Genomic DNA, 24,496 nt, shown 5'->3' on the forward strand with positions numbered 1-24,496 from the left:
GGCGCTTTTGTCTTGTCATAACAATTTATCAAAAAAGACTAAGTCTGATGGAGTTAAATATGAGCAACATTCGTCCATTACATGATCGTGTTGTGATTCGTCGCGTAGAAGAAGAAACTAAAACGGCTGGTGGTATTTTACTTCCAGGTTCTGCTGCTGAGAAACCTTCTCAAGGTGAAATCATTGCAGTGGGTAATGGTCAGATCACTGACAATGGTGTTCGTGCTTTAGACGTTAAAGTTGGTGACAAAGTATTGTTCGGTACTTATGCAGGTACAACAGTAAAAGTAAGTGGTGAAGAACTCTTAATTATGAAAGAGTCAGATATCTTAGCTGTACTTGAAGGCTAACACGACACATAACTCAAATTTATTTTCAGATTCAGTATTTAAAAAGATTCGGAGTTTAACATGTCAGCTAAAGACGTAAAATTTGGTGATTCAGCTCGCTCAAAAATGATCGCAGGCGTTAACGTGCTTGCAGATGCAGTAAAAGTAACTTTAGGTCCTAAAGGCCGTAATGTTGTCATCGACCGTTCTTTCGGTGCACCACACATCACTAAAGATGGTGTAACAGTTGCGAAAGAAATTTCTTTAAAAGACAAGTTTGAAAACATGGGTGCTCAACTTGTTCGTGAAGTTTCTTCTAAAACCAACGACATCGCGGGTGACGGTACAACAACGGCAACTGTACTTGCTCAAGCAATTTTAAATGAAGGGATCAAATCTGTAACTGCAGGTATGAACCCAATGGATTTAAAACGTGGTATCGACATCGCAGTAAAAACGGTTGTTGAAAATATCCGTACTAACGCAAAACCTGCTGATGATTTCAAAGCAATTGAACAAGTGGGTTCAATCTCTGCAAACTCTGACACAACTGTTGGTAAATTGATTGCGCAAGCAATGGAAAAAGTAGGTAAAGAAGGTGTTATCACTGTAGAAGAAGGTTCTGGCTTCGAAGACGCATTAGACGTTGTAGAAGGTATGCAGTTCGACCGTGGTTATATCTCTCCATACTTCGCGAACAAGCAAGATACTTTAACTGCTGAACTTGAAAATCCGTTCATTCTTCTTGTTGATAAAAAAATCAGCAACATTCGTGAATTGATTACTGTATTAGAAGCTGTTGCTAAAACAGGTAAACCACTTCTTATCATCGCTGAAGATGTTGAAGGCGAAGCGCTTGCTACACTTGTTGTGAACAACATGCGCGGTATTATCAAAGTATGTGCGGTTAAAGCACCTGGTTTTGGTGACCGTCGTAAAGCAATGCTTCAAGACATCGCGATCTTGACTGGCGCGACTGTTATTTCTGAAGAAGTCGGCATGTCTTTAGAGCAAGCTTCTCTTCAAGATTTGGGTACTGCACACAAAATTACTGTATCTAAAGAAAATACAGTGATTGTTGATGGTGCGGGTAATGCTGCACAAATCGTGGAACGTGTTCAACAAATCCGTGCACAGATCGAAGAATCTACGTCTGAATATGACAAAGAAAAACTTCAAGAACGCGTTGCTAAATTAGCTGGCGGTGTTGCAGTTATCAAAATTGGTGCAGCAACTGAAGTTGAAATGAAAGAGAAGAAAGATCGTGTTGACGATGCACTTCATGCAACTCGTGCAGCAGTTGAAGAAGGTGTTGTAGCAGGTGGTGGTGTTGCACTGGTACGTGCTGTAAAAGTATTGGATGGCTTAAAAGGTGCAAACGAAGATCAAACTGCGGGTATCAACATTTTACGCCGTGCGATTGAAGCGCCACTTCGTCAAATCGTTTCGAATGCTGGTGATGAGCCATCAGTTGTCATCAATGCAGTTAAAGCGGGTGAAGGTAACTTTGGCTATAACGCTGCAACTGGTGAATATGGCGATATGTTGGAAATGGGTATTCTTGACCCAGCTAAAGTAACTCGTTCTGCATTAGAACATGCTGCTTCTGTTGCTGGTTTAATGTTGACAACTGAATGCATGATTACTGACATTCCAGAAGACAAACCAACTGTTCCAGATATGGGCGGTATGGGTGGAATGATGTAATTAAATCTTCTTCCTAGATTAAAAAAAATCCCTGCTAATGCAGGGATTTTTTTTATTTAGAATTTATAATGACTTATCGAAATAAAATAATCATCCATGTAAAAAATATAATCGCAAGAGAAACAAATTGAGCAGCACTGCCCATGTCTTTTGCATTTTTAGAAAGTTGGTGTTTTTCTAAAGAAATACGATCAACTACAGCTTCAATTGCTGAATTAAATAGTTCAACAATAATTGCAAGCAAACAAACAGCCACCATGAGTGCTTGTTCTAGGGCTGAGACATCAACAGAAAAACTGATTGGGATCAAAATTAAATTAAGCAAAAGGACTTGTCTAAAAGCGGCTTCATGGCTAAATGCAGCTTTAAACCCTGCAAGGGAATAGCCTGTTGCATTAAAAATACGTTTGATACCACTTTTGCCTTTGTAGGGAGAGTAAGGCGTCATAATAAAACTGCTTATGAAGAAAACACTACTATTATAAAATTAAAAGTAAGACAGAGGATTGGCAATAAGTCGCATGATTGCATCAAAAATGTAGTGTTTCTCGACATTTTAACTGGAACTTTCAGATTTGATTTGTCAATTTCCTTTGCGCTAAGGATAATAAGCACATACAAATCGATGGAAAGAATTGCATGAAAATTATCGCAGATGAAAATTTGGCATTTACCGATTATTTTTTTGCAGATTTTGCTGAAATACAGCATAAAGCAGGGCGCACCTTGACTCATAATGATGTCCAAGATGCCGATGCACTTTTGGTTCGCTCGGTGACTAAAGTGAATCATGCCTTAATTGATCAGACCAAGCTTCAATTTGTAGGCAGTGCGACAATTGGTACAGATCATCTTGATATTCAAGCTTTGGAACAGCAGCATATTGCATGGAGTAATGCTGCGGGCTGCAATGCGCAAGCCGTTGCTGAATATGTGATTACTGCTTTATTGCATTTGAATATCGACTTATTAGAACAAGAGAGAGCTTTTACATTAGCAATTGTTGGCTTAGGCAATGTAGGGAGTCGACTCGCAGTGATGGCTCAATTGTTGGGCTGGAATGTGATTGGCTATGACCCTTATGTGCAACTCGCTGGCATTGAAAATGTATCCTTTCAGGAGTTATTAAAACAGGCTGATGCGATTTCAATTCATGTCCCTTTAACCTTAGCTGGTGATTATCCAACACAACATTTGTTTAATGATGCTACGTTTGCTGCAATGAAAGCATCCGCAATTTTGATTAATAGTGCGCGTGGTTCAGTGATTCAACAATCTGCATTGATGAACGATATTAAAAGAAATAATCGTAAAGTTGTCTTGGATGTCTTTGAGTTTGAACCAGAGATTCCAGCGCAATTGCTGAATTTATTAGCTTTAGCCACCCCACATATTGCAGGGTATAGCCTTGAAGGCAAAGCGAGAGGAACACAGATGATTTATGAGGCATTTTGCGATAAATTTTCTTATGAAGCCTCAAAGCGTTTTGAGAGTCAATTGCCTCAGGTGGAACAATATTTCGGGCAGCAGGATTTAAAAGCTGTGCTTAAACAACATCTCACTCAGATTTACGATATTGCTGAAGATGATAAACAATTAAGAGCTTGTGTTCAAAATGCTAAAGTTGAACAAAAAGCATTTGATTTACTTCGTAAAAATTATCCTTTACGTCGTGAATGGGCGGCACACGGTGGACCAAAAGCATGAGCCAAGATATGAAATCCTATCAACCGACTTGTTCTATTGAGGCATTAAAAGCACGTGCAGAGATGTATCAAAAGATTCGTCAGTTTTTTGCGGAGCGTAAGGTATTAGAGGTTGAAACGCCTGTTTTGTCTCAAGCTGCTGTAACCGATGTTCATTTGGCATCTGTACAAGTACAACGTCATATTCATGGCAAATTAAATACTCAATACTTACAGACTTCACCTGAATTTCCAATGAAACGTTTATTGGCCAGTGGTAGTGGAGCAATTTATCAAATCTGTAAAGTATTCCGTGATGATGAGCATGGGCGTAAGCATAATAGTGAATTTACCATGCTGGAATGGTATCGACCTGGTTTAGATTTAAAAGGTTTAATGCATGAAACAGCAGATTTACTAGAAGTGTGTTTGGCACATCGTTTTGGTGAAGTCCGTCCGTATATTTTGAGTTATAAGCATGCTTTTCAAGATCGTTTAGATATTAATCCTTTACAAGCGAGTTTAAAGCAACTTAAAGAAACTGCGAATCGTGTAGGACTCAATCTTGATTTAGGAAATGATCGCTTGGGTTATATGGATTTATTGTTTTCGCATTTCGTTGAACCAAGTTTAGGCTTTGATGCACCTGTATTTTTAACTGATTTTCCGCCTGAAATGGCATCGTTGGCTAAGGTAAAAACAGATGAGGATGGTGAATTAGTCGCAGCACGCTTCGAGGTATATATTGAGGGTTTAGAGCTTGCCAATGCCTATGATGAGCTTTTAGATGCCAAAGTTTTAGCTGAACGTTTTGACGCCGATAATATCGAACGTGCTCAACAAGGATTACCCGTCATTCCAACGGATCAATACTTGTTAGCAGCTTTACCACACATGCCAGAATGCTCAGGGATTGCACTTGGAATTGATCGTTTACTGATGGTTGCGATGAATAAGATGAAAATTGATCAAGTGATTACTTTCCCAGCGGAGATTGCTTAGAAACTTTCATCTTTACATGCTTATAAAAACTGCATCAATAATTGAATTAACTCACTTTGGCGATGCGTTTTGGTTTTCTTGAAAATCGCTTGTAGATGTTTTTTGACAGTATCAGCCTGAATATCGTGTGAGAGAGCAATTTCTTTAGTGGTTTTACCCTCAAGTAATTGCTCACATATTTTGTGTTCTACAGGTGTGAACATAAAAAGCTGAGTACATATTTCTCGTTGATATTTAGGTTTATGTTTTAAACCAGAAAATGTGGCGAGTAAAACTGGACGTAGACCAAAAATCTTGTGTGTTTTTTCTGGACTTAATAAATCTAGTGTTAAGAATAAATGATCATCAATCATCATAATTTTACTGCGTTCAGCGTAGCTTAAGTCATGATGGCGTTTATGTAGGCGTTCTAGCTCAATCAGGTTTAACTCAAATTGTTGTTGGCTACTTTCATTGAATGCAAAACGACGTTGTTTGATTTGGATCAGTTTACTATTTTCCAATAGCTGTTTTGCTTCTATATTCAATTCAAGAATATCGCCATTCAAATTAATAATCGCAATGGGCTGCTTCATTTTTTGAATTAATTGGGACCCGAGTAAGGTCATTGTCGAGTATTCAAAATGATGTCGATATTGTTGAATTTTTTGCTGTAGTATCGGTAATAATTCATAAATCGGTTGTAATTCAGAACAACTCAAAGCACCTCGTTCGGGGCTAGTCAAAAATGAAAGTATGATACAAACTTTATGATCATAAAGAATTTGTATTGCTGAACAAAAACGTAAATTTAGAGGTTTTAATACTTGTTGATAGACTTGAGTTTGAAGAATTTCATCTTCTGTGAAATGTTGAAAACAATGCATCCAACCTTGCATTGGAGCCACTAACATTTTGTTTAAGCGAGGATCATCATCTATATCTAAACGAATTTGTTTTAGTGCGGCTTGCTCAAGTTGATGTTCATCAAAATCAACGCCATGATGAACACTAAAAGATAGCGCTTGTACTTCAAGATCAACGGCGAGTAGTTGAGAGGCTTGTAGATTAAAATGTTGATTCAGTTGTTCTAATAAAATAATCCAATCATCAGCATGCTGCACCTTATTCAAGATTTCCATGACAGTGCTTTGTTGGCTTAGATCCATTCAAAAATCCCATTAAAATAAATAGAATACATTTCCATGTAGTTTATATGGGTTTTGATGAAATGAAATCAGTAACTGAAATATATTCTAGTTTTATTTATACAATTTGATGAGATGAATTATTTGAAAGAAAAAATTGAATAAACTTTATCATTTGATGAAAATGCCTAAGCCCTATCAAAGCCTAGGCGAGATTGAATTTAACAACGTCCTTTTTTAGCCTGTCCTGGAGGACAAAAATCACTATGACCATCATGGTGGTTGTCTGGATCAACAATCACACTGCCATGAGGGGTATGCACGGCACAGGCCGATAAGCTAAATGTGATTAAAGTACTGAAGCAAAGCAGTATTATTTTCATCATTGCATCCTCTTTTTATTGCTTTCTCATTTACTTTAAATTGATCCTCACTTTTCGACTAGCGTAATGACGCATGTTTTTAATAGAGATTTGTATCATTCGACTGTACGTAAAATAGTTCTAAATCCCACATGGGTTGCTGCCAAATCAAATTCTTGTGGATAACGACTACTGTTTCGATAGCGTGCGCAAAAGTTGGAGGCACATAGAAAAGAACCACCTTTGAGTACATATTGCGTTGCGGTGCTGTTTTGTTGACGAAGTTCCGCATAATTGCCCATGTGCTGATCATGTGCGCCGTGATAAGCAGAAGAGGTCCATTCCCAGACATTGCCAATCATATCGAATAACTTAAAAGCATTGGAAGCATAACAGCCGACAGGCGCCACACTTTGGAAATGATCTTCAACCGTATTATCGAAAGGAAATTCACCTTGCCAATAATTGGCTTGTGGATGTTGATGCGTATCTTGTGGCGCTTGGTGTAAAGGAGTATCACTTTTCGAACCTGCTTTGGCGGCATATTCCCATTCTTGCTCTGTAGGTAAGTCCCGACCTAACCAAACGGCATAGTGTTCAGCATCATTTTTAGTGACATAGCGAACAGGTTCAGACGGTAATGGAGGCTGACCCTGAGCACCATTCGGCGTTTTCCATGTGTAATCTGATTTCAACTGCCACCATTGTTTTGGGTTGTCCACATTCGGTGAAAATACTGCAGCCTGTTTCTGCTTTTCTGCATCAGTGATATAGCCTGTGGCTTTGACAAAATTGGAGAATTGAGCAACTGTCACCTCGGTTTGGTCAATCCAAAAACCTGTTACTTGGCGTTGTGCTTGGCCAAAATTCAATTCATCAGGGTAGGCTAAGTTTGAACCCAGTTGAAATGAACCTTCAGGAATCCAGACCATACCTGCAGTTTTACTGTTTTGCCATGCCTCAGGTAAGCCCGAATACTGTTGGCATTGCTGTAATGAGCCCAATGGAGCCAAGGTGCTGTTTTGTCTATGTGATTGAGTGGCAGCAGACTTAACTTTGCTACAGCCTGTCACGAGGGACAGACTGATCAGTGAAACTAAAATGCATACCCATTTCATTTAAGGAAATATTCCTTAACCCCATTTTGCTGGGTATATTGATTATATACATTTATCAGCTCTTGTAATTTGGCCGGATTATCTTGAGCAAGGTTTTGCGTTTCGCCTCGATCATTTTTGAGGTTATACAATTCCCATGCACCTGTTCCGAGTTCTGATTTACCTTGTAATGCAATTTTCCAGTCCCCTTGACGGGCATATTTACTGCCATGTAATTCATCGGCAAAGCTAAAGTTAACGGGGCGGATCGCTTGCACTTTATTGTCGAGTACAGGTTTCCATGAATAGCCGCTTGGTGTATTGATTTGACGGCCTTTGTATTGACCTTGTGGGACGGCAATATTTGCGTAGTCGAGCACGGTTGGGAACACATCCAAGACTGAGGCAAAACCATGATGCATGGCTTCGGCTTTGCTTTGATAAGGGAGCTTCACAATTGCAGGTGCGGTGGTTGCACCTTCACCTGCAGTATCTTTCCATAGATGGAATGGCGCAGCACTGACTTCTGCCCAACGTGGCCCAACATAGTGATAAGAATTTGATGTTCCTACGTTATTGACGCTGTTATCAAAACCAGCTTCGGCACCGTAATTGCCACGGATAAAGCCTTCTGCACCATTGTCTGAGACAAAGAAGATTAATGTATTGTCATATAGATTATTGCGTTTTAAATATTGAATCACCCGACCGATATTGGCATCCAGATTTTCGACCATGCCTGCATAGATTTCCATTCTGCGTGCTTCTAGCATTTTTTGCTCGGTTGAAAGTTCATTCCACTTGCCATATTTTTGCGGTGCATTTTGCGTGGCAATTGGTTCAGCCGCAGTAAAATTCGCTGGAATTAAGCCAAGCTGTTTTTGGCGAGCTATACGCGCATCGCGAATCACATCATAGCCTGCGTCATAAACACCGCGATAACGATCGCGATATTCAGCGGGTGCTTGTAAAGGCCAATGCGGCGCGGTGTAAGCAGCATAGGCAAAGAATGGCTTGCCCGAGTTTTTACCTGACTCGATATAACTGATCAATTTGTCTGTGAAGTAATTGGTAGAGAAGAAATAATCGGGTAAGGATGAAATCGGAACTTGTTTGCCGTCTTCCGTATACGTCGCATTACGCTTATAGGCACTCGGTGCTTGTTTAAAATGTAGGTCTAAGCCTTGCAATAACGTAAATGAGTGATCGAATCCTTTAGCATGTGCGTTGGTTGCATCGGTCAAGCCTAAGTGCCATTTACCGCTGATATAAGTTCGATAGCCATTGTCTTTCAATACTTCTGCAATAGAGAGTGAACGTTCATTTAAATAGCCCTCATAACCAGGTTGACCTTTTAGATGCTCAGGTGTGAGTTCAGCCATTGCACCAATCCTCGCTAGATGATGGTCAGTTCCCGAAATCAATTGTGAGCGTGTCGGTGAGCAGGTCGGGGCAGTATGATAGTCCGTTAAAATACGACCTGCTCGGGTTAGTTCATCAATATTGGGTGTATGAATTTCCCCACCAAAAGCGCCTAAGTCTGAATAGCCTAAGTCATCAGCCATAATGAATAAAATGTTGGGTTGCTTCTTGGTTTCAACCACAGTATTTGAATGATCAGAATCATTGCTGCAAGCTGAAATTGACAAGCTAAATAATGCAATAGAAAGTGTGCTAAAGAGACTATTATGAGACATTAGGATCGACTTAATTTTATAGAAGAATTATGACGAGTTTAGAGCGATGATTTTTATGATAAAAATAATTAAAATTTGATTGTTAATCTTAAAAAAAGAAAAGCCCCAAAAAAGGGGCGTGTATGATAAAAATTAAAATGGTATTTGAGTGAGTTGATTTAAAAAGTGCGGCAGCACTTTAGGTTCTAATAAAATTGTCATGACCACACCATACGCTGCTCCCCATAAGTGAGCACTATGGTTGATATTTGTGTTGCCTCTTTTGCCAGACCAAATACTGTAAGCGACATATAAAATGGCAAAAATAATGGCTGGAACGGGAATAAAGAAAACGAAAATGAGCTTCCATGGTTGAAACAGAATATAAGCAAATAACACTGCAGAAACAGCACCAGACGCACCTAAACTTGCCCAACTAATATCATGTCGATGTTTTAAATAGCTTGGTAAAATTGCTGCAATTAACCCACCTAGATAAAATAAGACAAAGCCTGTGTCATAAAAAAACTGACGATAAAAGCTTTCTATAATATTGCCAAAGAAGAACAGCGTGATCATGTTAAAGAGTAAATGAGTACCATCAGCATGAACAAAACCATGTGTAATAAAGCGGTCATACTGCCCACGTTGCAGTGCAGGTGGCCAAAAAATTAAACGATTCATCACCGTTTGATTTGAGAAGGCTAACAAGGAAATGGCAACTGTAATGATGATCAGTGTCACAGTATGACTAAAGGGTAGATGTAACATAAATGTTTTAAAATTGATCAGTGTCTCAGCAATAATGCCATTAAAAACTTAATAAACAATGATCTTGCATAGAATTCCTACAAAAATGGTTGATTTTTTTTTATTACACTCCATCTTCGGTTAAGATAACGACATCAGCTTGAGGAATATTGTTATGTCGACTGAGAACACCAACACTGCCATTGCAGAAGAAATCCCAAACCTTTTGATTACTCCATCTGCGCAAGAGTATTTAAGTGATTTATTATCAAAGCAAAATACTCCAGGGATTGGCGTTCGTGTTTTTGTAGAACATCCAGGTACACCGCGTGCAGAATGTTGTATGGCATATAGCGCACCTGATGAAGTAGTACCAACAGACTACAAACAGGAATATCCTGATTTTCCTGCTTATGTTGATGCACCATCCATTCCATATTTATTAGATGCTGTCATTGACTACAACAAAGACCGTTTTGGTGGTCAATTAACTTTCCGTGCACCAAATTCGAAAGTGCCACGTGTTGGCCCAGATGCGTCAATTGAAGAACGAATTACCTATATTTTACAATCTGAGATCAATCCAGGTTTAGAAGGTCATGGCGGTAATTGTAGTTTAGTTGAAGTGAAAGATGATCCTGAGCATGGTCTTACAGCGGTGTTAAAATTTGGTGGTGGTTGCCAAGGTTGCTCAGCAATTGATGTTACCCTTAAACAAGGTGTTGAAACGACTTTACAACAGCATGTTCCAGAATTAAAGCGTGTGGTTGACCAAACTGATCACTCTCAGTCAGAAGGTGCGTACTTCAAGTAATAAAACTTGAAATTTATTGCATTATAAAAGCCCTGAATAGGGCTTTTTTTATTATTCATTTAATCAAATTTTATTTCATCATTATGTTCAGGAATGTCTGAACTAAATAAAATAATGAAAATATAAATAATAATTATTATCATTTATATTGAGTTTTATTCTTTCTTTGTTAGAATCTAGCGTAGTTTTTTAGCAAATCTTATGATTTATCTTAATTAGGTGGGAATATGTCTAATAAAATAGCACGCCATACATTACTCGCGACTTCAATTCTGAGTGGTATGATGACGTTTGCATATGCAGCAGAAACTACAGTTAATCAAAGTGGATTGGTTGAAAAATCAAATGAAAACGATGTTGTTAAACTGGAGACAATTGTTCTAACAGCAGAGGAACAAATTAAACAATCTCTCGGAGTTTCTAAGATCACTGCCGAAGATTTAGAAAAAATTCCAGTACGTAATGATATTTCTGAATACGTTCGTCGTATGCCAGGCGTTAACTTAACAGGGAATAGTGCAACAGGTCAGCGTGGAAATAATCGTCAAATTGATATTCGTGGTATGGGGCCTGAGAATACACTCATTTTGATTGATGGAAAGCCTGTGTCCTCACGTAACTCTGTACGCTATGGTTGGAAAGGAGAGCGTGACACACGGGGAGATTCAAATTGGGTGCCAGTAGAAGCAATCGAGTCTATTGAGGTTTTACGAGGTCCAGCAGCAGCTCGTTATGGTTCTGGAGCGGCGGGTGGTGTAGTCAATATTATTACTAAGAAAGTAACGAATGAGACACATGGCTCCGTTGAGCTATATACCAATCAACCTGAAGATTCCAAAGAAGGCGATTCTACTCGAGCAAGTTTCAATCTAAGTGGTCCAATCATTAAAGACATTTTATCTTATCGTTTATATGGTAATTACAATAAAACTGATGCAGATGCAGTAGATATTAATAAATCAATTGGCAGTCAGGCTGCTGGTCGAGAAGGGGTTAAAAATAAAGATATTGCTGGGCGCTTAGCTTGGCAAGCAACTGATGAACAAACAGTATTGCTTGATATTTCTTCTGGTCACCAAGGCAATATTTATTCTGGAGACTCTCAATTAAATTCAAATGCAGAAACCGACCCAATTCTTTCTCAACCTATTGGGAAAGAAACCAATACCATGTATCGAGATAGCTTGGCGCTAACTCATGAAGGAGATTGGGATTGGGGCAAAAGCAAATTGGTTGCGCAGTACGATAAAACACGTAATAAAAGACTTCCAGAGGGTTTAGCAGGAAGTGTTGAAGGAAAAATTAATAATTTAAATGATCGTGTTACATCTAAACTAGACACGTTAAGATTGAATGGCGAGCTAAATATTCCACTTGAATATTATCTGCCACAAGCATTGACCTTGGGTGTCGAGTGGGTGGAAGACAAATTCACTGATCAGACCTCTACAACACAAGGTAAGGATCAAAGTGGTGCTGGCTATGGCGATCAGCTTGCTAAAGGTGATCGTAGTAAAATGGAATCACGAATTGCATCGGCATATATTGAAGATAATTTCAAAGTTACAGATATGACCGATGTTGTGGTCGGTTTACGTTTTGATGATCATAGTAAATCAGGCTCAAACTGGAGTCCAAGTTTAAACATAACGCAAAAATTAAATGATCATTTTACTTTGAAAGGGGGGATTGCCAAAGCCTATAAAGCCCCGAATATGTACCAAAATGCTGAAGGTTATTTATTAAGTACCAATGGTAATGGTTGTCCTGCAAATATTGCTTCGCGCTGTTTATTACAAGGTAATGGCGATTTAAAACCAGAAACTTCAATCAACAAAGAAATTGGGATTCAATTCCAAAAAGATGTTGTGAATGCCAGCTTAGCTTGGTTCCGTAATGATTATAAAAATAAGATTGTTGCTGGAACAGACATTGTTGGGACTGTGAATGGTTCAAGTACAAATGCAAACGGAGGGGTTACGCAAACGACTTGGAATATTCTTCGTTGGGATAATACACCAGAGGCATTGATTCAAGGGTTTGAAGGGAGTTTAGGACTAGATTATGGCAATATCCGCTGGACCAACAATTTCACTTATATGATGGACTCTAAGGATAAGAAAACAGGAAATCCTTTGTCACTTGTTCCAAAGTATACGATTAACTCAATTTTCGATTATGACATCACGGATCAATTGGATATGAGTTTTGTTTACACTCAATATGGTCGTCAAAAATCACGTCAATTCGCAGAAAATAGGATTGAAGCAGGTGTGGGTTCAGGTGGTACAAGTAGTGCGATTAAGCCAAGTGATGTAAAAAGTTATAGCTTAGTCGGTTTAAATATGGGCTATAAATTTAACAGCCAATTCAGCACTCGTCTTGGTGTAAGTAATTTATTTGATAAACAAATTTTAAGAGATAGTAATTCAATCAGTCAAACATACAACGAACCAGGTCGGGTTTATTATGCAAGTTTAAAATATTCATTCTAAGCAAACGACGATAAAACAAGGCACTTTAAGTGCCTTGTTTTTTTAGTATTTCATGGACTTGTTCTGAGTAATAAAATTTTTCTAGATGTGCGCATGCTCGTTGTCTTAAATACCCAGTTTGAATCACTTGCTGTAGCACGGGTGTAAGTAAATTATTCAATTCATTCTGAATTAAATCTTCATCAATATTTAGATCACGCAGTAACAAATCGAAAGTTCTCTCTTGGTTTCTTGCGTACCATGCATAGACCCCATCATGAATCTGCTGTTTCAAGTAAGGCGTTTGGCGAATATGATCCCAAATTTCATGACCTAATCCCACAGTTTGAGGTAGGTCTTGGACTTCAAAGTAATTTCGTAATACTGAAATCGGCATCACTTTGATTTTATGCCAAAGATTTGCTTGGAAGTGATAGAGCTTGTCATCATTAAAATGTTGATTCAAAACTTTTTCGCTCATTTGGCTAATTTTTAAAATATTCTTTTGCAGATAATGACCAATTGTTTCATTCAGGTTGGAATCCGTAACGGTTTCTAAAACGGATTTTCCCATTTTCATGAAATGTCCTACGCCAGGAACGCGTTTAGACATGACCGAATTATCTAAGTAATCTTGGATGGAGTGTTGTATAAGCTGCGTAATCAAGGCTGAAAAGGCTGGATTATTGACGATAGTTTGAATTAAACGTTGCCGATGTCCAGCTTTTCCTGCGACGTATTGTGCAATTGAGTCGATGGTTAATACAGGCATAACCTCTTCAATTGTGGTGCTATCGTTCAGCGGATGAATCAATGCAAAACGAATATGCTCAGCAATTTGCTCAATGAGAAATGGACTGGCGGGCGTTGCAAGAATTTGCTTTTCGATCAGTTTAAAAATCTGTTCAAATGACCAAATATGTTGTAGCTGTTGCAACCGTAACCAATGATAGAATTGCTTAAACTCATATTGAATGGTTTCTGATTGTGAAAACTCTTGATCTAAAAAATCAAGTTGTGCATCAATTAGCTGTTCTATCATTGGATGTTTAGACATAAAACCTCAAATTCTTACTAAACTTATGGAGATGGTGCAGTTGCAGGCTTTTGTGTCTGGATTTTGCTCAAGAAAGGTAGATATTGTTGAACCACCAATTGATCTGCTTCCAAAATTGGCATATGTCCCACATTATCTAAAATCACAGGTGCTTGCGCATTTTTCAATAATGATTTTAACTCAGGTGCCACTTCGACATTAATAATTTTATCTTGCTTGCCCCATAAAATCAGGGTGGGTGCATCAATTGATTTTGCAAGCAGAGCAAAAGAATCAGGAGTAAACAGTTTATTGAGTGCGATCAATTGATCCACTATTTTTTGAGTTTGCTCAACTTGACCAATCATCATTTTTTCCTGTGCTTGAGCAATTTCTTTTGGAATAAATGGCGGAGCATACATCGCCTGTTGCATCAAGAAATTAAAGTCACCTTTTTTACTGACGATCATGTTTTTCACATGGTTCGGATCTTTTAGATAAGGCGTTGTTGCTGCTTTGTACACACCAGCAGCATCGACCAAGAATAGGCTTTTCGTTTCAAAAGGATATTGACCTGCGTATAGCATTGCAATCGATCCACCAAGTGAGTGACCTGCAATATGTGCTGGCCCTGTCAAATTTGCGGCTTCGATAAAACGACGTAATTTTTCAGTCACATTAGGAACTGAATAATCAAAGTCTTTAGGAACTTGCGTTTCGCCACTCGCTGGTAAGTCAGGGATAATAACATGGTAATTTGCGGTTAATGCATGTGCGACACGATTCCAGTTATCACGACTACCTGCTAAACCATGAATTAAAATAACAATAGGTTTTCCTGCTTGACCACCTTCACTATATGACCAGCTAATATCTCCTACTTTTAATGTCTTGGTCTGTAAGCCAGCCCAAGCACGTTCTTGTTGTAATACATTTTGGAAACTCATTTCTATTTCAGCAGCTTGAGTAGAACTTACAGCAATTGTTGCTAAGCTGAATGAGAGCAAAGTGGCAGTGATCGTTTTTCGGAATGGTGTTGAAAACAGTGTTTTGGTCATGATTGTTCTATCCTTGATTTATTTTTAAACCAGTTGATTATTGTAGAAGTTTGGAATGCAGTCATTTGCATAATCTACAGATGTATGGAAATTCTTGCCAATAAAATGATTAATTTTCCATTATTTTTCTTGATATCAGGACACTCAATTGTCTGAGAGTTTTTATTTTTGTCAGTGACAATCTAGCATACTCACATTAAACTAGTTTTTCATGTCAATCATAGATGGATGTACGCATGCTCACCGCTCAAGAAGCCTTAGAACGTTTAAAATCTGGTAATGCTCGTTTTGTTAAAGGGGAAATGACCCAGCAAAAATTGCTCACTCACCAAGAGCGTGCTGAAATGGCAAGTGAACAAAATCCTTTTGCTATCGTCTTAGGATGTTCTGATTCTCGAGTGCCTGCGGAAATGGTATTTGATCAGGGGTTAGGTGACTTGTTTGTTATCCGAGTTGCTGGAAATATTGTTGCACCCTCTCAGGTTGGTAGCGTTGAATTTGCTGCTGAACGTTATGATTGTGCTGTGGTTGTTGTATTAGGACATAGTCATTGCGGTGCGATTCAAGCAACCATCGGTACTCTAATGAATCCTGATCAACCGCCGTCATCAAATTTGATGTCGATTGTGAACCGAGTACGTCCTTCAGTAGAAATTTTGATGCAAACTGACTTAAAAGATGATTTGAAAAAATTATCTGCACATGCAGTTCGCTCAAATGTATTTGCTTCTGTTAATCAATTACGTCATGGATCAACCGTGTTAGAAAACTTAATTGAAAAAGGCAAAATGATTGTTGTTGGCGCAGAATATTCGCTTGAGACAGGTGAAGTGACATTCTTTGATTTTTAATTAAAATCTCAGACTCTAAAAAATAAGAGGTGCCTAAAGGGCACCTTTTATGTATGGATAAGCTAAATTTAATAGAATAGGTTGAGCTTTAGCATTTGGGTGAATTTGATCGTTTTGAATTAAATTTTTATGTCCAGCGATCCCTTCTAAAAAGAAAGGCAATAACTTGACCTTATATTGCTGGCTTACAACTTTATAATTTTTTTCAAAAGCACTGCTATACGCCGTCCCATAATTGGGTGGTATTTTCATGCCAAATAGTAAAACAGATGATTTCTGCTTTTGGCTGAGTTGTACCAATTGTGCTAAATTTTTTTGAATCATTTGAGGGGGTTGACCTCGTAAACCATCATTTCCACCTAACTCAATTACAACAATTTCAGGCTGATAAGTTTGCAATAATTTAGGCAATCTTGCCAAAGCACCACTTGTAGTTTCACCACTGACGCTTGCATTGACCACTTTATGCTGTTTCGGATACTGTTGGTCTAAACGTTGTTGTAATAGGTTTACCCAGCCTTGTTTGGCATCTATGCCATAACCTGCACTGAGACTGTCACCCAAAATTAAAATAGTCTTTGCTGATGCGAAAGCGGGTAATGAGCAAATCGTGATGATTCCAAATGTTTTGGATAGCGAAAATAAAACTTTAGATATTTGCATTGCACTTTAAATTTGTCCTAAAGGATACGTGACATGATGCCACAGCCGATTATTTCTGCCCAAAAAGTTACACAAAATATCCACATTAATCAGCAAACATTAACCATTTTAAAAAATATCGATTTAGATATTTATCAGGGGGAACAGATTGCGATTACAGGTCGTTCAGGTTCTGGAAAATCCACTCTATTAGGTATTCTAGCAACACTTGATCGACCAAGTATGGGTGAATTGTGGGTCTGTGGACAAGCGGTGCATACTTTAACTGAAGAGCAGCGTGCTCAGGTCCGTTTAGAAAATATTGGTTTCGTGTTTCAATCTTTTCAGCTTTTACCACAACTCAGTGCACTCGAAAATGTGATGTTACCCTTACGTCTTCAGCCTGATTTCAATTTTAGGCAAGCTGAAAATAAGGCATTGCAATGGCTAGAGCGTGTTGGATTAGTTCGCCAAGCACAGCAAACGCCTAAAGTTTTATCGGGTGGTGAGCAACAACGTGTTGCGATTGCTCGAGCTTTAATTGCTGAGCCTAAGATTATTTTTGCAGATGAACCTACAGGTAATCTAGATGGGCAAACCGCAGCAGAAATTGAGCAACTGTTATTTGATTTAAACAAAGAACTCGGAACAACTTTAATCCTTGTAACGCATGATCAAAATTTGGCAGCCTTGTGTCAACGGCATGTAAAATTGCTTGATGGTCAAATCCAAGAAATTATAAAAGTGCAGGAGGGTGTATGAGTTCAGTTCTCAAACCACTACTTTTGCAAAGCTTCCGCACAGGAGGGTTATATTTACTGATTATTGCCCTGTCTTTAGCCATAAGTGCCACCACCGCATTAAAATTTAGTAATACTCAAGTTCAAAATGCCGTTTCATTGCAAGCTGCTGAAATGCTGGGTGCAGATTTAGTTTTGTCTGATAATGACCCTATCCAATCAAAGTGGGTACAAAAGGCTCAACAACTTCATCTAAAACAGATACCTGTCACTTTGTTTGGATCAATGGCACATACCCAAGATCAATTTGTGATGGTCAATGTCAAAGCTGTCGATGAGCATTTTCCGCTGCGCGGTAAACTAGAGATTCAACCGAGAGCGAAATCTATTCAACAAGGTGAAGTTTGGTTAAGTCCAAGAGCAATTGATCTATTAAAAGTAAAAGTGGGAAATCAGGTTGCAATTGCTGATGGAAAATTTAAAGTAACAGGCATTATTGAGCATGATTCTAATCAGGAATTGGGCTTTTCAGGTTTTTCACCAACCGTGATTATTCATCAAGCAGATATTGCGAAAACGAATGCTATTCAGGTTGGGAGTCGGATTGATTATCGATTATTAATGGCGGGTGAGCCAAAACAAGTTGAAACATTTAAGACCATCTTTAAACAAGAAACCAAGCTTGAAGCTGATCCTCATAATCAACAAGCAGCGAATAGTGAACAAGGCACACTGAAACTACGTGATGCGAGTCAGTCCAATACCCGTTTGATGAAACCTATTGAAAATCTGGATACCTTTCTACAGCTTGCCAACCTCTTAACCATTCTACTGTGTGGGATTGCAATTGCTTTAACCAGTCAACGTTATGTGCAACAAAATCAGGATCATATTGCCTTGATGCGTTGTCTCGGTGCGAGTAAAAGACAGATATTAGTCGCTTATATGATATTGCTTGCACTTGTCAGTGCCTTATCAGTTTTGATTGGAAGTTTTATTGGAATCATTTTAGGCTATGGTTTGTTGCAATTGATGTTGCAACTGATTCCACAATTGCAACTCAGCTTTGCCATTGCTGATTTGCTTATGGCATTACCCATTGCAATTTTTACCAGTGTCATGGTGTTGATTGGTTTCATTTTGCCAAGCATTTGGGAATTATTGAATACGCCACCGATTCGTGTCATTCGTCAGCAAGAGCGTTCACGTAAGTCCTACATGATGATGTTCAGTGTCGGTATTGCGAGTTTGGTCATCTTTAGTTTGGTGCTGAGTGATAATTTAAAATTAAGTTTATTGGTCTTATCTGCCATATTAGTACTTTGTGTGACTCTATTTGTTATGATTTGGTCATTACTGAGAGTAATTAAGCAGTTGAAACATCCCTTATCTGCTTATGTTCGAATCCCACATCAGACAGCCTTGCAAATCACAGCGCTTGCATTAGGTCTCAGCTTAATAACAGTTCTAAGTGTTTTAAGAACGGATTTATTAGAGCGTTGGCAGCAGCAATTGCCTGAAGGTACACCGAATCAGTTTGTCTACGGTCTGCCACCATTTGATATGCCACAGTTCAAACAACAGCTTGAGCAGAATAAGTGGCAATCAACACCCCTATATCCCAATATTCGGGGTCGCTTAATTGCTAAAAATGGGCAGGCGTTTAGCACTGAACTGATTCAACAGAATAATTCTTTACGGCGTGAGTTGAATTTGACGCAAGCGGAACTTTATCCAAAAGATAATCTGATTACTCAAGGAAATCCAAAGTTTACCCAAGTTGGACAAGTGTCAGTAGAAGAAAAATTGGCTACTGAGTTAGGGATCAAAGTCGGGGATCAGTTGAGCTTTAGCTTACCCGAAGGATCATTGAATGCCAAAGTGATTAACCTACGTTCAGTTGAGTGGGAGAGTTTTAGCCCTAATTTTTTCTTTATTTTTTCGCCCAAAACCATGGATGAAAATGCAGGAAGTTATTTAGGCAGTTTTTATGTCCCTACTGCGGATCAGCCAAAAATGGTGCGATTGATTGAACAATTTACCAATACTGTATTTATTGATGTTGGGCGTGTTTTAGATGAAGTGAAACGTTTAATGAATATATTGGTTCAGGTAGTGACAGTACTGGCAATATTGGTTGGTTTGTCAGGTATCTTGGTTTTAATTGCATGTTTGAATGTTTTAATGGATGAGCGCCGTAAAGAAGTGGCGTTATTACGATCTTTTGGTGTCGCAAAAAATAAATTAAAACAGATGCTCAGTTTAGAAATTGGTTTTATTGGCTTGGTGGCAGGAATTGTAGCATGTCTTTTTGCTGAAGTGATTAGTGCGATTGCCAGTTACAAGATGCAAATGGCAATCCAATTTCATCCTGAAATTTGGTTAATTTTACCGCTCAGTATGATGCTGGTATGTATGTTGATTGGTCGATATCGACTCAGTTATTTATGTGATATTCCACCGTTACAAAGTCTGAGAGAGATGAACCAATCTTAAAAGCTTAACTGGTTTTGGCGCAGGATTTCATTCCATAGAGAATGAAGTCCTGTGCTTAACTCATTACAGTAAACATAAAATCCGAGCGTTAATAAACTAGCTAAAACCAGTGCAATGATTTGTAAGATAACTGGATGTTGAGTTTTATGACTGAAATACCAAGAGCCTGCAAGTAAAGCACCCGTGATCATTCCACCGATATGTGCTGCATTGTTGATGCCTTGAAACCGTAAGACCGAAGATATGGAAAAACATACTGCTAAACAGACGTTCGGGCTGTCCAGAGAAGGTGAGTGGTGTAAAATCTGCTCCCCAAGTAATTGCATCCATAGGGGAAGGGTCGGTAATATTCACACCTGAAAGAATTTGCCAGCCAAATAAACCAACATTGATGGCAATGAATAATGCTGTAAACCACCATATCTGTATTTGCAACTTTTGAGTAATTTGTGGTGGAGTGGTTTCAGTCATATGTTTATGCAAGTTATTACGATATAAAAATAGCTTAGCATGAATTTGTTGCCCAAGGAGTGATGCGCTTTAATGAAAGCCTTTTTAGCACGTGCAGTGATGTTGATTATCGGTATCATTCTTCTCATTCAGCTTTGGATTTTTAGTAGCTTGGTATGGTGGAGAACGCAGCCTGTTGAAACAACGATGTTTATGCGTTGGGATTACCTGACTGACTTTAAGCCAATTCAACAAGACTGGCGTGATTATGATGATATTAGTGATAACTTTAAGCATGCAATTCTAGCTGCTGAAGATGCTAAATTTATTCATCATCATGGTTTCGACTGGGCTGGGATTCAGTTTGCATTAGAGCGTAATAATGAAAAAGGGGAAGTCGTTGCAGGCGGTTCCACGATTTCTCAACAGTTAGCAAAAAACTTATTCCTTTATAATCAGCGTTCATTTATTCGTAAGGGGCAGGAAGCTGTTGCTACATGGATGATGGAACGTATGTGGTCAAAACGTCGAATTTTAGAGGTTTATATGAATTCGGTCGAGTTTGGTCAAAACATCTATGGTGTTGAAGCTGCCGCACAATTTTATTATGGTAAGAGCTCGAAAAGTTTAACGCGTGAGCAAGCTGCTTTTTTAGCTGCTTTACTACCAAATCCTAAGTATTATCAAGATCATCGCAATGATCATAAGTTACAGTTTCGTAAGCGTGTGATTTTAAGGTATATGAATAGTACACAAATTCCACAATAATTCAGATAAATTAAAAAAAGCTCAATATTTTTGGGCTTTTTTACCAAATTGACATAATTTTGCAGCATACTTAAACCGTGTTTTGATGAATGATAAAGCGACAAGGTTCAGTATGAATACTGCAGTGACGACAACAACGCCAACAGAATATACTTATAATGATCGATATATAAATCGTGAACTTTCTATTCTCGATTTTCATTTACGCGTACTTGAGCAAGCAGTTGATCCTCTCCATCCATTATTAGAAAGAATGAATTTCCTGCTTATTTTTTCAAGAAATTTAGATGAATTTTTTGAAATTCGTGTTGCAGGAATGATGGAGCAATTAACTTTAGGCAATGAAAGTCGTACACCAGATGGTTTGACCCCTAAGCAAGTGCTCGATCAAATTTCTAAAACAGCACATGCTGCGATTGAACGACAATATCGTATTTTAAATGAACAAATTTTACCAAAATTGCGTGAGGAAGATATTTGCTTCTTACGCCGTGGCGAATTGACCCCAGCACAATCTGCATGGATTAAAAAATACTTCCAAGAACAAGTTGCGCCCGTTTTAACACCGATTAGTCTTGATCCAGCACATCCATTTCCACGTTTAGTCAATAAAAGTTTGAACTTTATTGTCACGCTGGAAGGTAAAGATGCTTTTGGTCGTCAGATTGATCTTGCTGTAGTGCCCGCGCCTCGCTCTTTACCTCGTGTGGTTCGTTTACCCGATGAGCTTACAGATGGTAAAGAACATCATGTCATGTTATCTGCGATTATCCATGAACATGTTTCAGATCTATTCCCAGGTATGACAGCAACAGGTTGTTATCAATTCCGTGTGACGCGTAATGCAGATTTAGCCTTAAATGAAGATGTTGAAGATTTAGCAAAAGCTTTAAAAGGTGAGTTAAGTTCACGTCGTTTTGGACGTGCCGTTCGTTTAGAAGTTACGCATAATTGTCCAAAGCATATTTATGAATATTTGTTGGATGAATTTGATTTAGAAGAAGAACAGCTTTATCGCGTAGACGGTCCTGTAAATTTGGCTCGATTACTTTCTAATTTTAAACGTCCACATTTACGCTATGACTCGCATACGCCAGTGGTTCCAAAAGTATTCAAGAAGACTGAAAGTATTTTTGCTGCGATGCAAAAGCAAGACATTTTATTGCATCATCCATTTGAATCATTTGCGCCTGTAATTCAATTATTGCGTGAAGCAGCACGTGATCCGCAAGTTTTGGCAATTAAACAAACACTTTATCGTAGTGGTGCAGACTCAGAAATTGTTCAAGTTCTTGCCGAAGCGGCACGCAATGGTAAAGAAGTCACTGCTGTGATTGAGTTACGTGCTCGTTTTGATGAAGAATCAAATATTGAAGTTGCAAATGTATTGCAAGAAGCGGGTGCTGTAGTCGTTTATGGCATTGTTGGTTATAAAACGCATGCCAAAATGATTTTAGTTGTACGCCGTGAGAATAATAAATTAGTACGTTATGTACATTTAGGTACAGGTAACTACCATGCCACGAATGCACGTATTTACACCGATTATGGTCTAATGACTACAGATAAAGATTTGTGTGAAGATGTACATCGGATTTTCCAAGAGCTTACGGGCATGGGGAAAATGGCAAAACCGAAAAAGTTATTGCATGCACCATTTACATTACATGCTCAACTAATCAACTATATTGATGAAGAAATTGCGAATGCCAAAGAGGGTAAATCGGCGCAGATTATTGTAAAAGTGAATGCGTTAACCGAAGTCCAACTGATCAATAAGTTATATGAAGCATCGCAAGCAGGCGTACAAATTGACTTAATTATTCGTTCAATTTGTTGCTTACGTCCGGGTCTCCCGAACTTGTCAGAGAATATTCGTGTTCGCTCAATTGTGGGAAGATTCTTGGAACATACACGAGTTTATTATTTTAGTAATAATGGTAATCCTCGTATTTATTGTTCAAGTGCAGATTGGATGGATCGTAATTTATTTAATCGTGTAGAAGCATGTTTCCCGATTGAAGATTCTGCACTGAAAAAGCGTATTTATCAATTAGGTTTAATGAATTACTTAAAAGACAATCAGCAAGCTTGGTTATTACAAGGTGATGGTGTCTGGGATCGCGCTAAACCCGCTCAGGGTGAGGAACCGCACAACGCGCAACACAAATTACTTGATGCGATTAAATAAATCTAAAAAACCGACCTTAGGGTCGGTTTTTTGTAGATATGGATTAGTTGGTTTTAATTTCTAAGACCAACTGATTGACTAAATCGGCAGCTTCCAACTCTCTAATTTGTGTCACATTGCTCCCTGCCCAAAATGCACTATAACTAAAATCTCGGTGGGTATTTGCAATACTCATGAGTTGTTTAGCTAGATCATAAGTATAAGGATATGCTGGCGTTTGAGGTCGATTTGGTGAGTCAATCAGTGTGTGCCAAGTCCCCACTAAACCACGTGCTGGACGACCTGATAAGCTTGAACTGATTTGTGTAATAGATTGACTGAATAAAGCTTTTCGATAGGCTGCATTCGCATTGGAACTTTTACATTGCACAAATGCCGTACCCAATTGAACAGCAGCAGCACCTAATTTCAACATCGATTTTGCTTGATCACCATTCATAATACCGCCAGCAGCTACGACAGGTAATTTACAATGTGTTGAGATCAGTTGCACAAGATCACTGGTTTTAATGGCTGCATCAAAAGTTTGATTAAAAATACCTCGGTGTCCTCCAGCTTCAATGCCTTGAGCAATAATAATATCAATACCCGCCGCTTCGATTGCCTGAGCCTCGATGAGATTGGTTGCAGAAACCATGGTGATAATTCCAGCTTGTTTTAAGGCTTCAATTTGATGAGGATGTGGAATTCCAAAATGAAAACTCACAGCTTTGGGGCGAGTTTCAAGTACAACGTTCAGGAAATCATCATTATCTAAAAAGCTTGGGTAGATACAATCCAATTCAGTCGGAGGTTCTGCTCCGAATTTTTCAAATTCAGGACGAATATAATTAATCCACTGTTGAGCAACTTCTGGATCGAGTTGTTCTGATTGATGGCAGAAAAAATTAACTTGAAAAGGGTGGTCAGTCAGTTCTTGAGTTTTAATAATTTGTTGTTTTGCTGTCTCTGCTGAATTTGCCCCAAGTCCCAAAGAACCTAAAGCACCTTGATTAGAAACTTCAGCAGCAAGTTCTGGTGTTGATACACCAGCCATTGGAGCAAGGAAAATAGGATGTTTTATTTCTAATAATTCTAAAATTGACATGATTTATATACTCTTTAGCTTTTCTATCACCATAACGTAAAAACAAAAAGCCCTGCAAATAATAATCAGTATTTAATTTAGGACTTACGCATTGACGAATTCAAAAAAGTACTAAAATACTTTATAAAGTATCTGTGATCAGACGAATTAAACA

Annotated in this window: 21 protein-coding genes and 1 pseudogene; 11 read left to right on the forward strand and 11 right to left on the reverse strand. The window is 38.5% G+C overall.

Translation table 11 applies throughout. The features are described 5' to 3' along the window. Positions 1-59: 59 nt before the first annotated feature. Positions 60-350: a co-chaperone GroES gene (groES, locus tag CDG56_RS12920; protein WP_005144860.1), complete on the forward strand. Its 291-nt coding sequence runs from the start codon at positions 60-62 to the stop codon at positions 348-350. Positions 351-410: 60 nt separating this feature from the next. Further along, positions 411-2,036, forward strand: a complete 1,626-nt coding sequence (groL, locus tag CDG56_RS12925; protein ID WP_087548100.1) for a chaperonin GroEL — start codon at positions 411-413, stop codon at positions 2,034-2,036. A 73-nt stretch (positions 2,037-2,109) separates the two neighbouring features. Here the strand turns inward: groL and CDG56_RS12930 are convergent, their stop codons facing one another. Then, positions 2,110-2,484 (reverse strand): diacylglycerol kinase, encoded by a 375-nt coding sequence (locus CDG56_RS12930; RefSeq protein WP_087545482.1) that lies wholly within the window; start codon positions 2,482-2,484, stop codon positions 2,110-2,112. Positions 2,485-2,675: 191 nt separating this feature from the next. Between CDG56_RS12930 and CDG56_RS12935 the strand changes: the two genes are divergently transcribed. Both CDG56_RS12935 and epmA read left to right on the forward strand, forming a co-directional pair. Beyond that, complete coding sequence (locus tag CDG56_RS12935) at positions 2,676-3,743, forward strand: 4-phosphoerythronate dehydrogenase (RefSeq protein WP_087548101.1); 1,068 nt, start codon at positions 2,676-2,678, stop codon at positions 3,741-3,743. After that, on the forward strand, positions 3,740-4,723 hold the full coding sequence (gene epmA / locus CDG56_RS12940; RefSeq protein ID WP_087548102.1) for an EF-P lysine aminoacylase EpmA: 984 nt from the start codon (positions 3,740-3,742) through the stop codon (positions 4,721-4,723). The genes CDG56_RS12935 and epmA overlap by 4 nt, the downstream gene beginning before the upstream one ends. A gap of 20 nt (positions 4,724-4,743) precedes the next feature. Here epmA and CDG56_RS12945 read toward each other — a convergent pair whose 3' ends face one another. The 5 genes from CDG56_RS12945 to CDG56_RS12965 form a co-directional block, all read right to left on the reverse strand. Beyond that, a complete protein-coding gene (locus CDG56_RS12945) occupies positions 4,744-5,871 on the reverse strand; it encodes a helix-turn-helix transcriptional regulator (RefSeq protein WP_087548103.1) in 1,128 nt (375 codons plus the stop codon). 200 nt (positions 5,872-6,071) lie between these two features. Beyond that, on the reverse strand, positions 6,072-6,233 hold the full coding sequence (locus CDG56_RS17095; protein WP_087536989.1) for a hypothetical protein: 162 nt from the start codon (positions 6,231-6,233) through the stop codon (positions 6,072-6,074). Positions 6,234-6,328: 95 nt separating this feature from the next. Next, a complete protein-coding gene (locus CDG56_RS12955; protein WP_087548104.1) occupies positions 6,329-7,330 on the reverse strand; it encodes an SUMF1/EgtB/PvdO family nonheme iron enzyme in 1,002 nt (333 codons plus the stop codon). Then, positions 7,327-9,006: an arylsulfatase gene (locus tag CDG56_RS12960; RefSeq protein ID WP_087548105.1), complete on the reverse strand. Its 1,680-nt coding sequence runs from the start codon at positions 9,004-9,006 to the stop codon at positions 7,327-7,329. The genes CDG56_RS12955 and CDG56_RS12960 overlap by 4 nt, the downstream gene beginning before the upstream one ends. 132 nt (positions 9,007-9,138) lie before the next feature. Next, positions 9,139-9,756, reverse strand: a complete 618-nt coding sequence (locus CDG56_RS12965; RefSeq protein WP_087548106.1) for a rhomboid family intramembrane serine protease — start codon at positions 9,754-9,756, stop codon at positions 9,139-9,141. 154 nt (positions 9,757-9,910) lie between these two features. On the opposite strand from CDG56_RS12965, the gene nfuA reads away from it, so the two are divergent. Together nfuA and CDG56_RS12975 are read left to right on the forward strand one after the other, a co-directional pair. Continuing rightward, on the forward strand, positions 9,911-10,549 hold the full coding sequence (gene nfuA, locus CDG56_RS12970; protein ID WP_004663326.1) for a Fe-S biogenesis protein NfuA: 639 nt from the start codon (positions 9,911-9,913) through the stop codon (positions 10,547-10,549). Between the two features lie 227 nt (positions 10,550-10,776). Beyond that, positions 10,777-13,044, forward strand: a complete 2,268-nt coding sequence (locus tag CDG56_RS12975; RefSeq protein ID WP_087548107.1) for a TonB-dependent siderophore receptor — start codon at positions 10,777-10,779, stop codon at positions 13,042-13,044. 25 nt (positions 13,045-13,069) lie between these two features. Here the strand turns inward: CDG56_RS12975 and CDG56_RS12980 are convergent, their stop codons facing one another. Both CDG56_RS12980 and CDG56_RS12985 read right to left on the reverse strand, forming a co-directional pair. Beyond that, positions 13,070-14,080 (reverse strand): hypothetical protein, encoded by a 1,011-nt coding sequence (locus tag CDG56_RS12980; RefSeq protein WP_087548108.1) that lies wholly within the window; start codon positions 14,078-14,080, stop codon positions 13,070-13,072. A gap of 23 nt (positions 14,081-14,103) precedes the next feature. Beyond that, on the reverse strand, positions 14,104-15,117 hold the full coding sequence (locus CDG56_RS12985; protein WP_087548109.1) for an alpha/beta fold hydrolase: 1,014 nt from the start codon (positions 15,115-15,117) through the stop codon (positions 14,104-14,106). Positions 15,118-15,353: 236 nt separating this feature from the next. Here CDG56_RS12985 and CDG56_RS12990 point away from each other — a divergent pair, with 236 nt between their 5' ends. Further along, positions 15,354-15,968 (forward strand): carbonic anhydrase, encoded by a 615-nt coding sequence (locus CDG56_RS12990; RefSeq protein ID WP_087548110.1) that lies wholly within the window; start codon positions 15,354-15,356, stop codon positions 15,966-15,968. A gap of 33 nt (positions 15,969-16,001) precedes the next feature. On the opposite strand, the gene CDG56_RS12995 is transcribed toward CDG56_RS12990, so the two are convergent. Then, the gene (locus CDG56_RS12995) at positions 16,002-16,631 is read right to left on the reverse strand and encodes an arylesterase (protein WP_087548111.1); all 630 of its coding nucleotides are present in this window, start codon (positions 16,629-16,631) and stop codon (positions 16,002-16,004) included. A gap of 36 nt (positions 16,632-16,667) precedes the next feature. Here CDG56_RS12995 and CDG56_RS13000 point away from each other — a divergent pair, with 36 nt between their 5' ends. Together CDG56_RS13000 and CDG56_RS13005 are read left to right on the forward strand one after the other, a co-directional pair. After that, positions 16,668-17,372, forward strand: coding sequence for an ABC transporter ATP-binding protein (locus CDG56_RS13000; RefSeq protein ID WP_087548114.1), 705 nt, complete (start codon positions 16,668-16,670; stop codon positions 17,370-17,372). Beyond that, complete coding sequence (locus tag CDG56_RS13005; protein WP_087548112.1) at positions 17,369-19,846, forward strand: ABC transporter permease; 2,478 nt, start codon at positions 17,369-17,371, stop codon at positions 19,844-19,846. Before CDG56_RS13000 ends, CDG56_RS13005 begins: the two co-directional genes overlap by 4 nt. Here CDG56_RS13005 and CDG56_RS13010 read toward each other — a convergent pair. Next, positions 19,843-20,317 (reverse strand): annotated as a pseudogene (locus tag CDG56_RS13010) (hypothetical protein). The gene CDG56_RS13005 and the pseudogene CDG56_RS13010 overlap by 4 nt on opposite strands. A 72-nt stretch (positions 20,318-20,389) precedes the next feature. On the opposite strand from CDG56_RS13010, the gene mtgA reads away from it, so the two are divergent. Beyond that, positions 20,390-21,064 carry a monofunctional biosynthetic peptidoglycan transglycosylase gene (gene mtgA / locus CDG56_RS13015; RefSeq protein WP_004663315.1) on the forward strand — a complete coding sequence of 225 codons (675 nt, stop codon included), beginning with the start codon at positions 20,390-20,392 and terminating at the stop codon, positions 21,062-21,064. 112 nt (positions 21,065-21,176) lie between these two features. Continuing rightward, positions 21,177-23,255, forward strand: a complete 2,079-nt coding sequence (gene ppk1 / locus CDG56_RS13020; protein ID WP_005158024.1) for a polyphosphate kinase 1 — start codon at positions 21,177-21,179, stop codon at positions 23,253-23,255. 43 nt (positions 23,256-23,298) lie between these two features. Here ppk1 and CDG56_RS13025 read toward each other — a convergent pair whose 3' ends face one another. Continuing rightward, the gene (locus tag CDG56_RS13025) at positions 23,299-24,342 is read right to left on the reverse strand and encodes an NAD(P)H-dependent flavin oxidoreductase (RefSeq protein WP_087545503.1); all 1,044 of its coding nucleotides are present in this window, start codon (positions 24,340-24,342) and stop codon (positions 23,299-23,301) included. Positions 24,343-24,496 lie beyond the last annotated feature (154 nt).

The organism is Acinetobacter sp. WCHA39 (genome assembly GCF_002165385.1).
In the GTDB taxonomy this organism is placed as follows: domain Bacteria; phylum Pseudomonadota; class Gammaproteobacteria; order Pseudomonadales; family Moraxellaceae; genus Acinetobacter.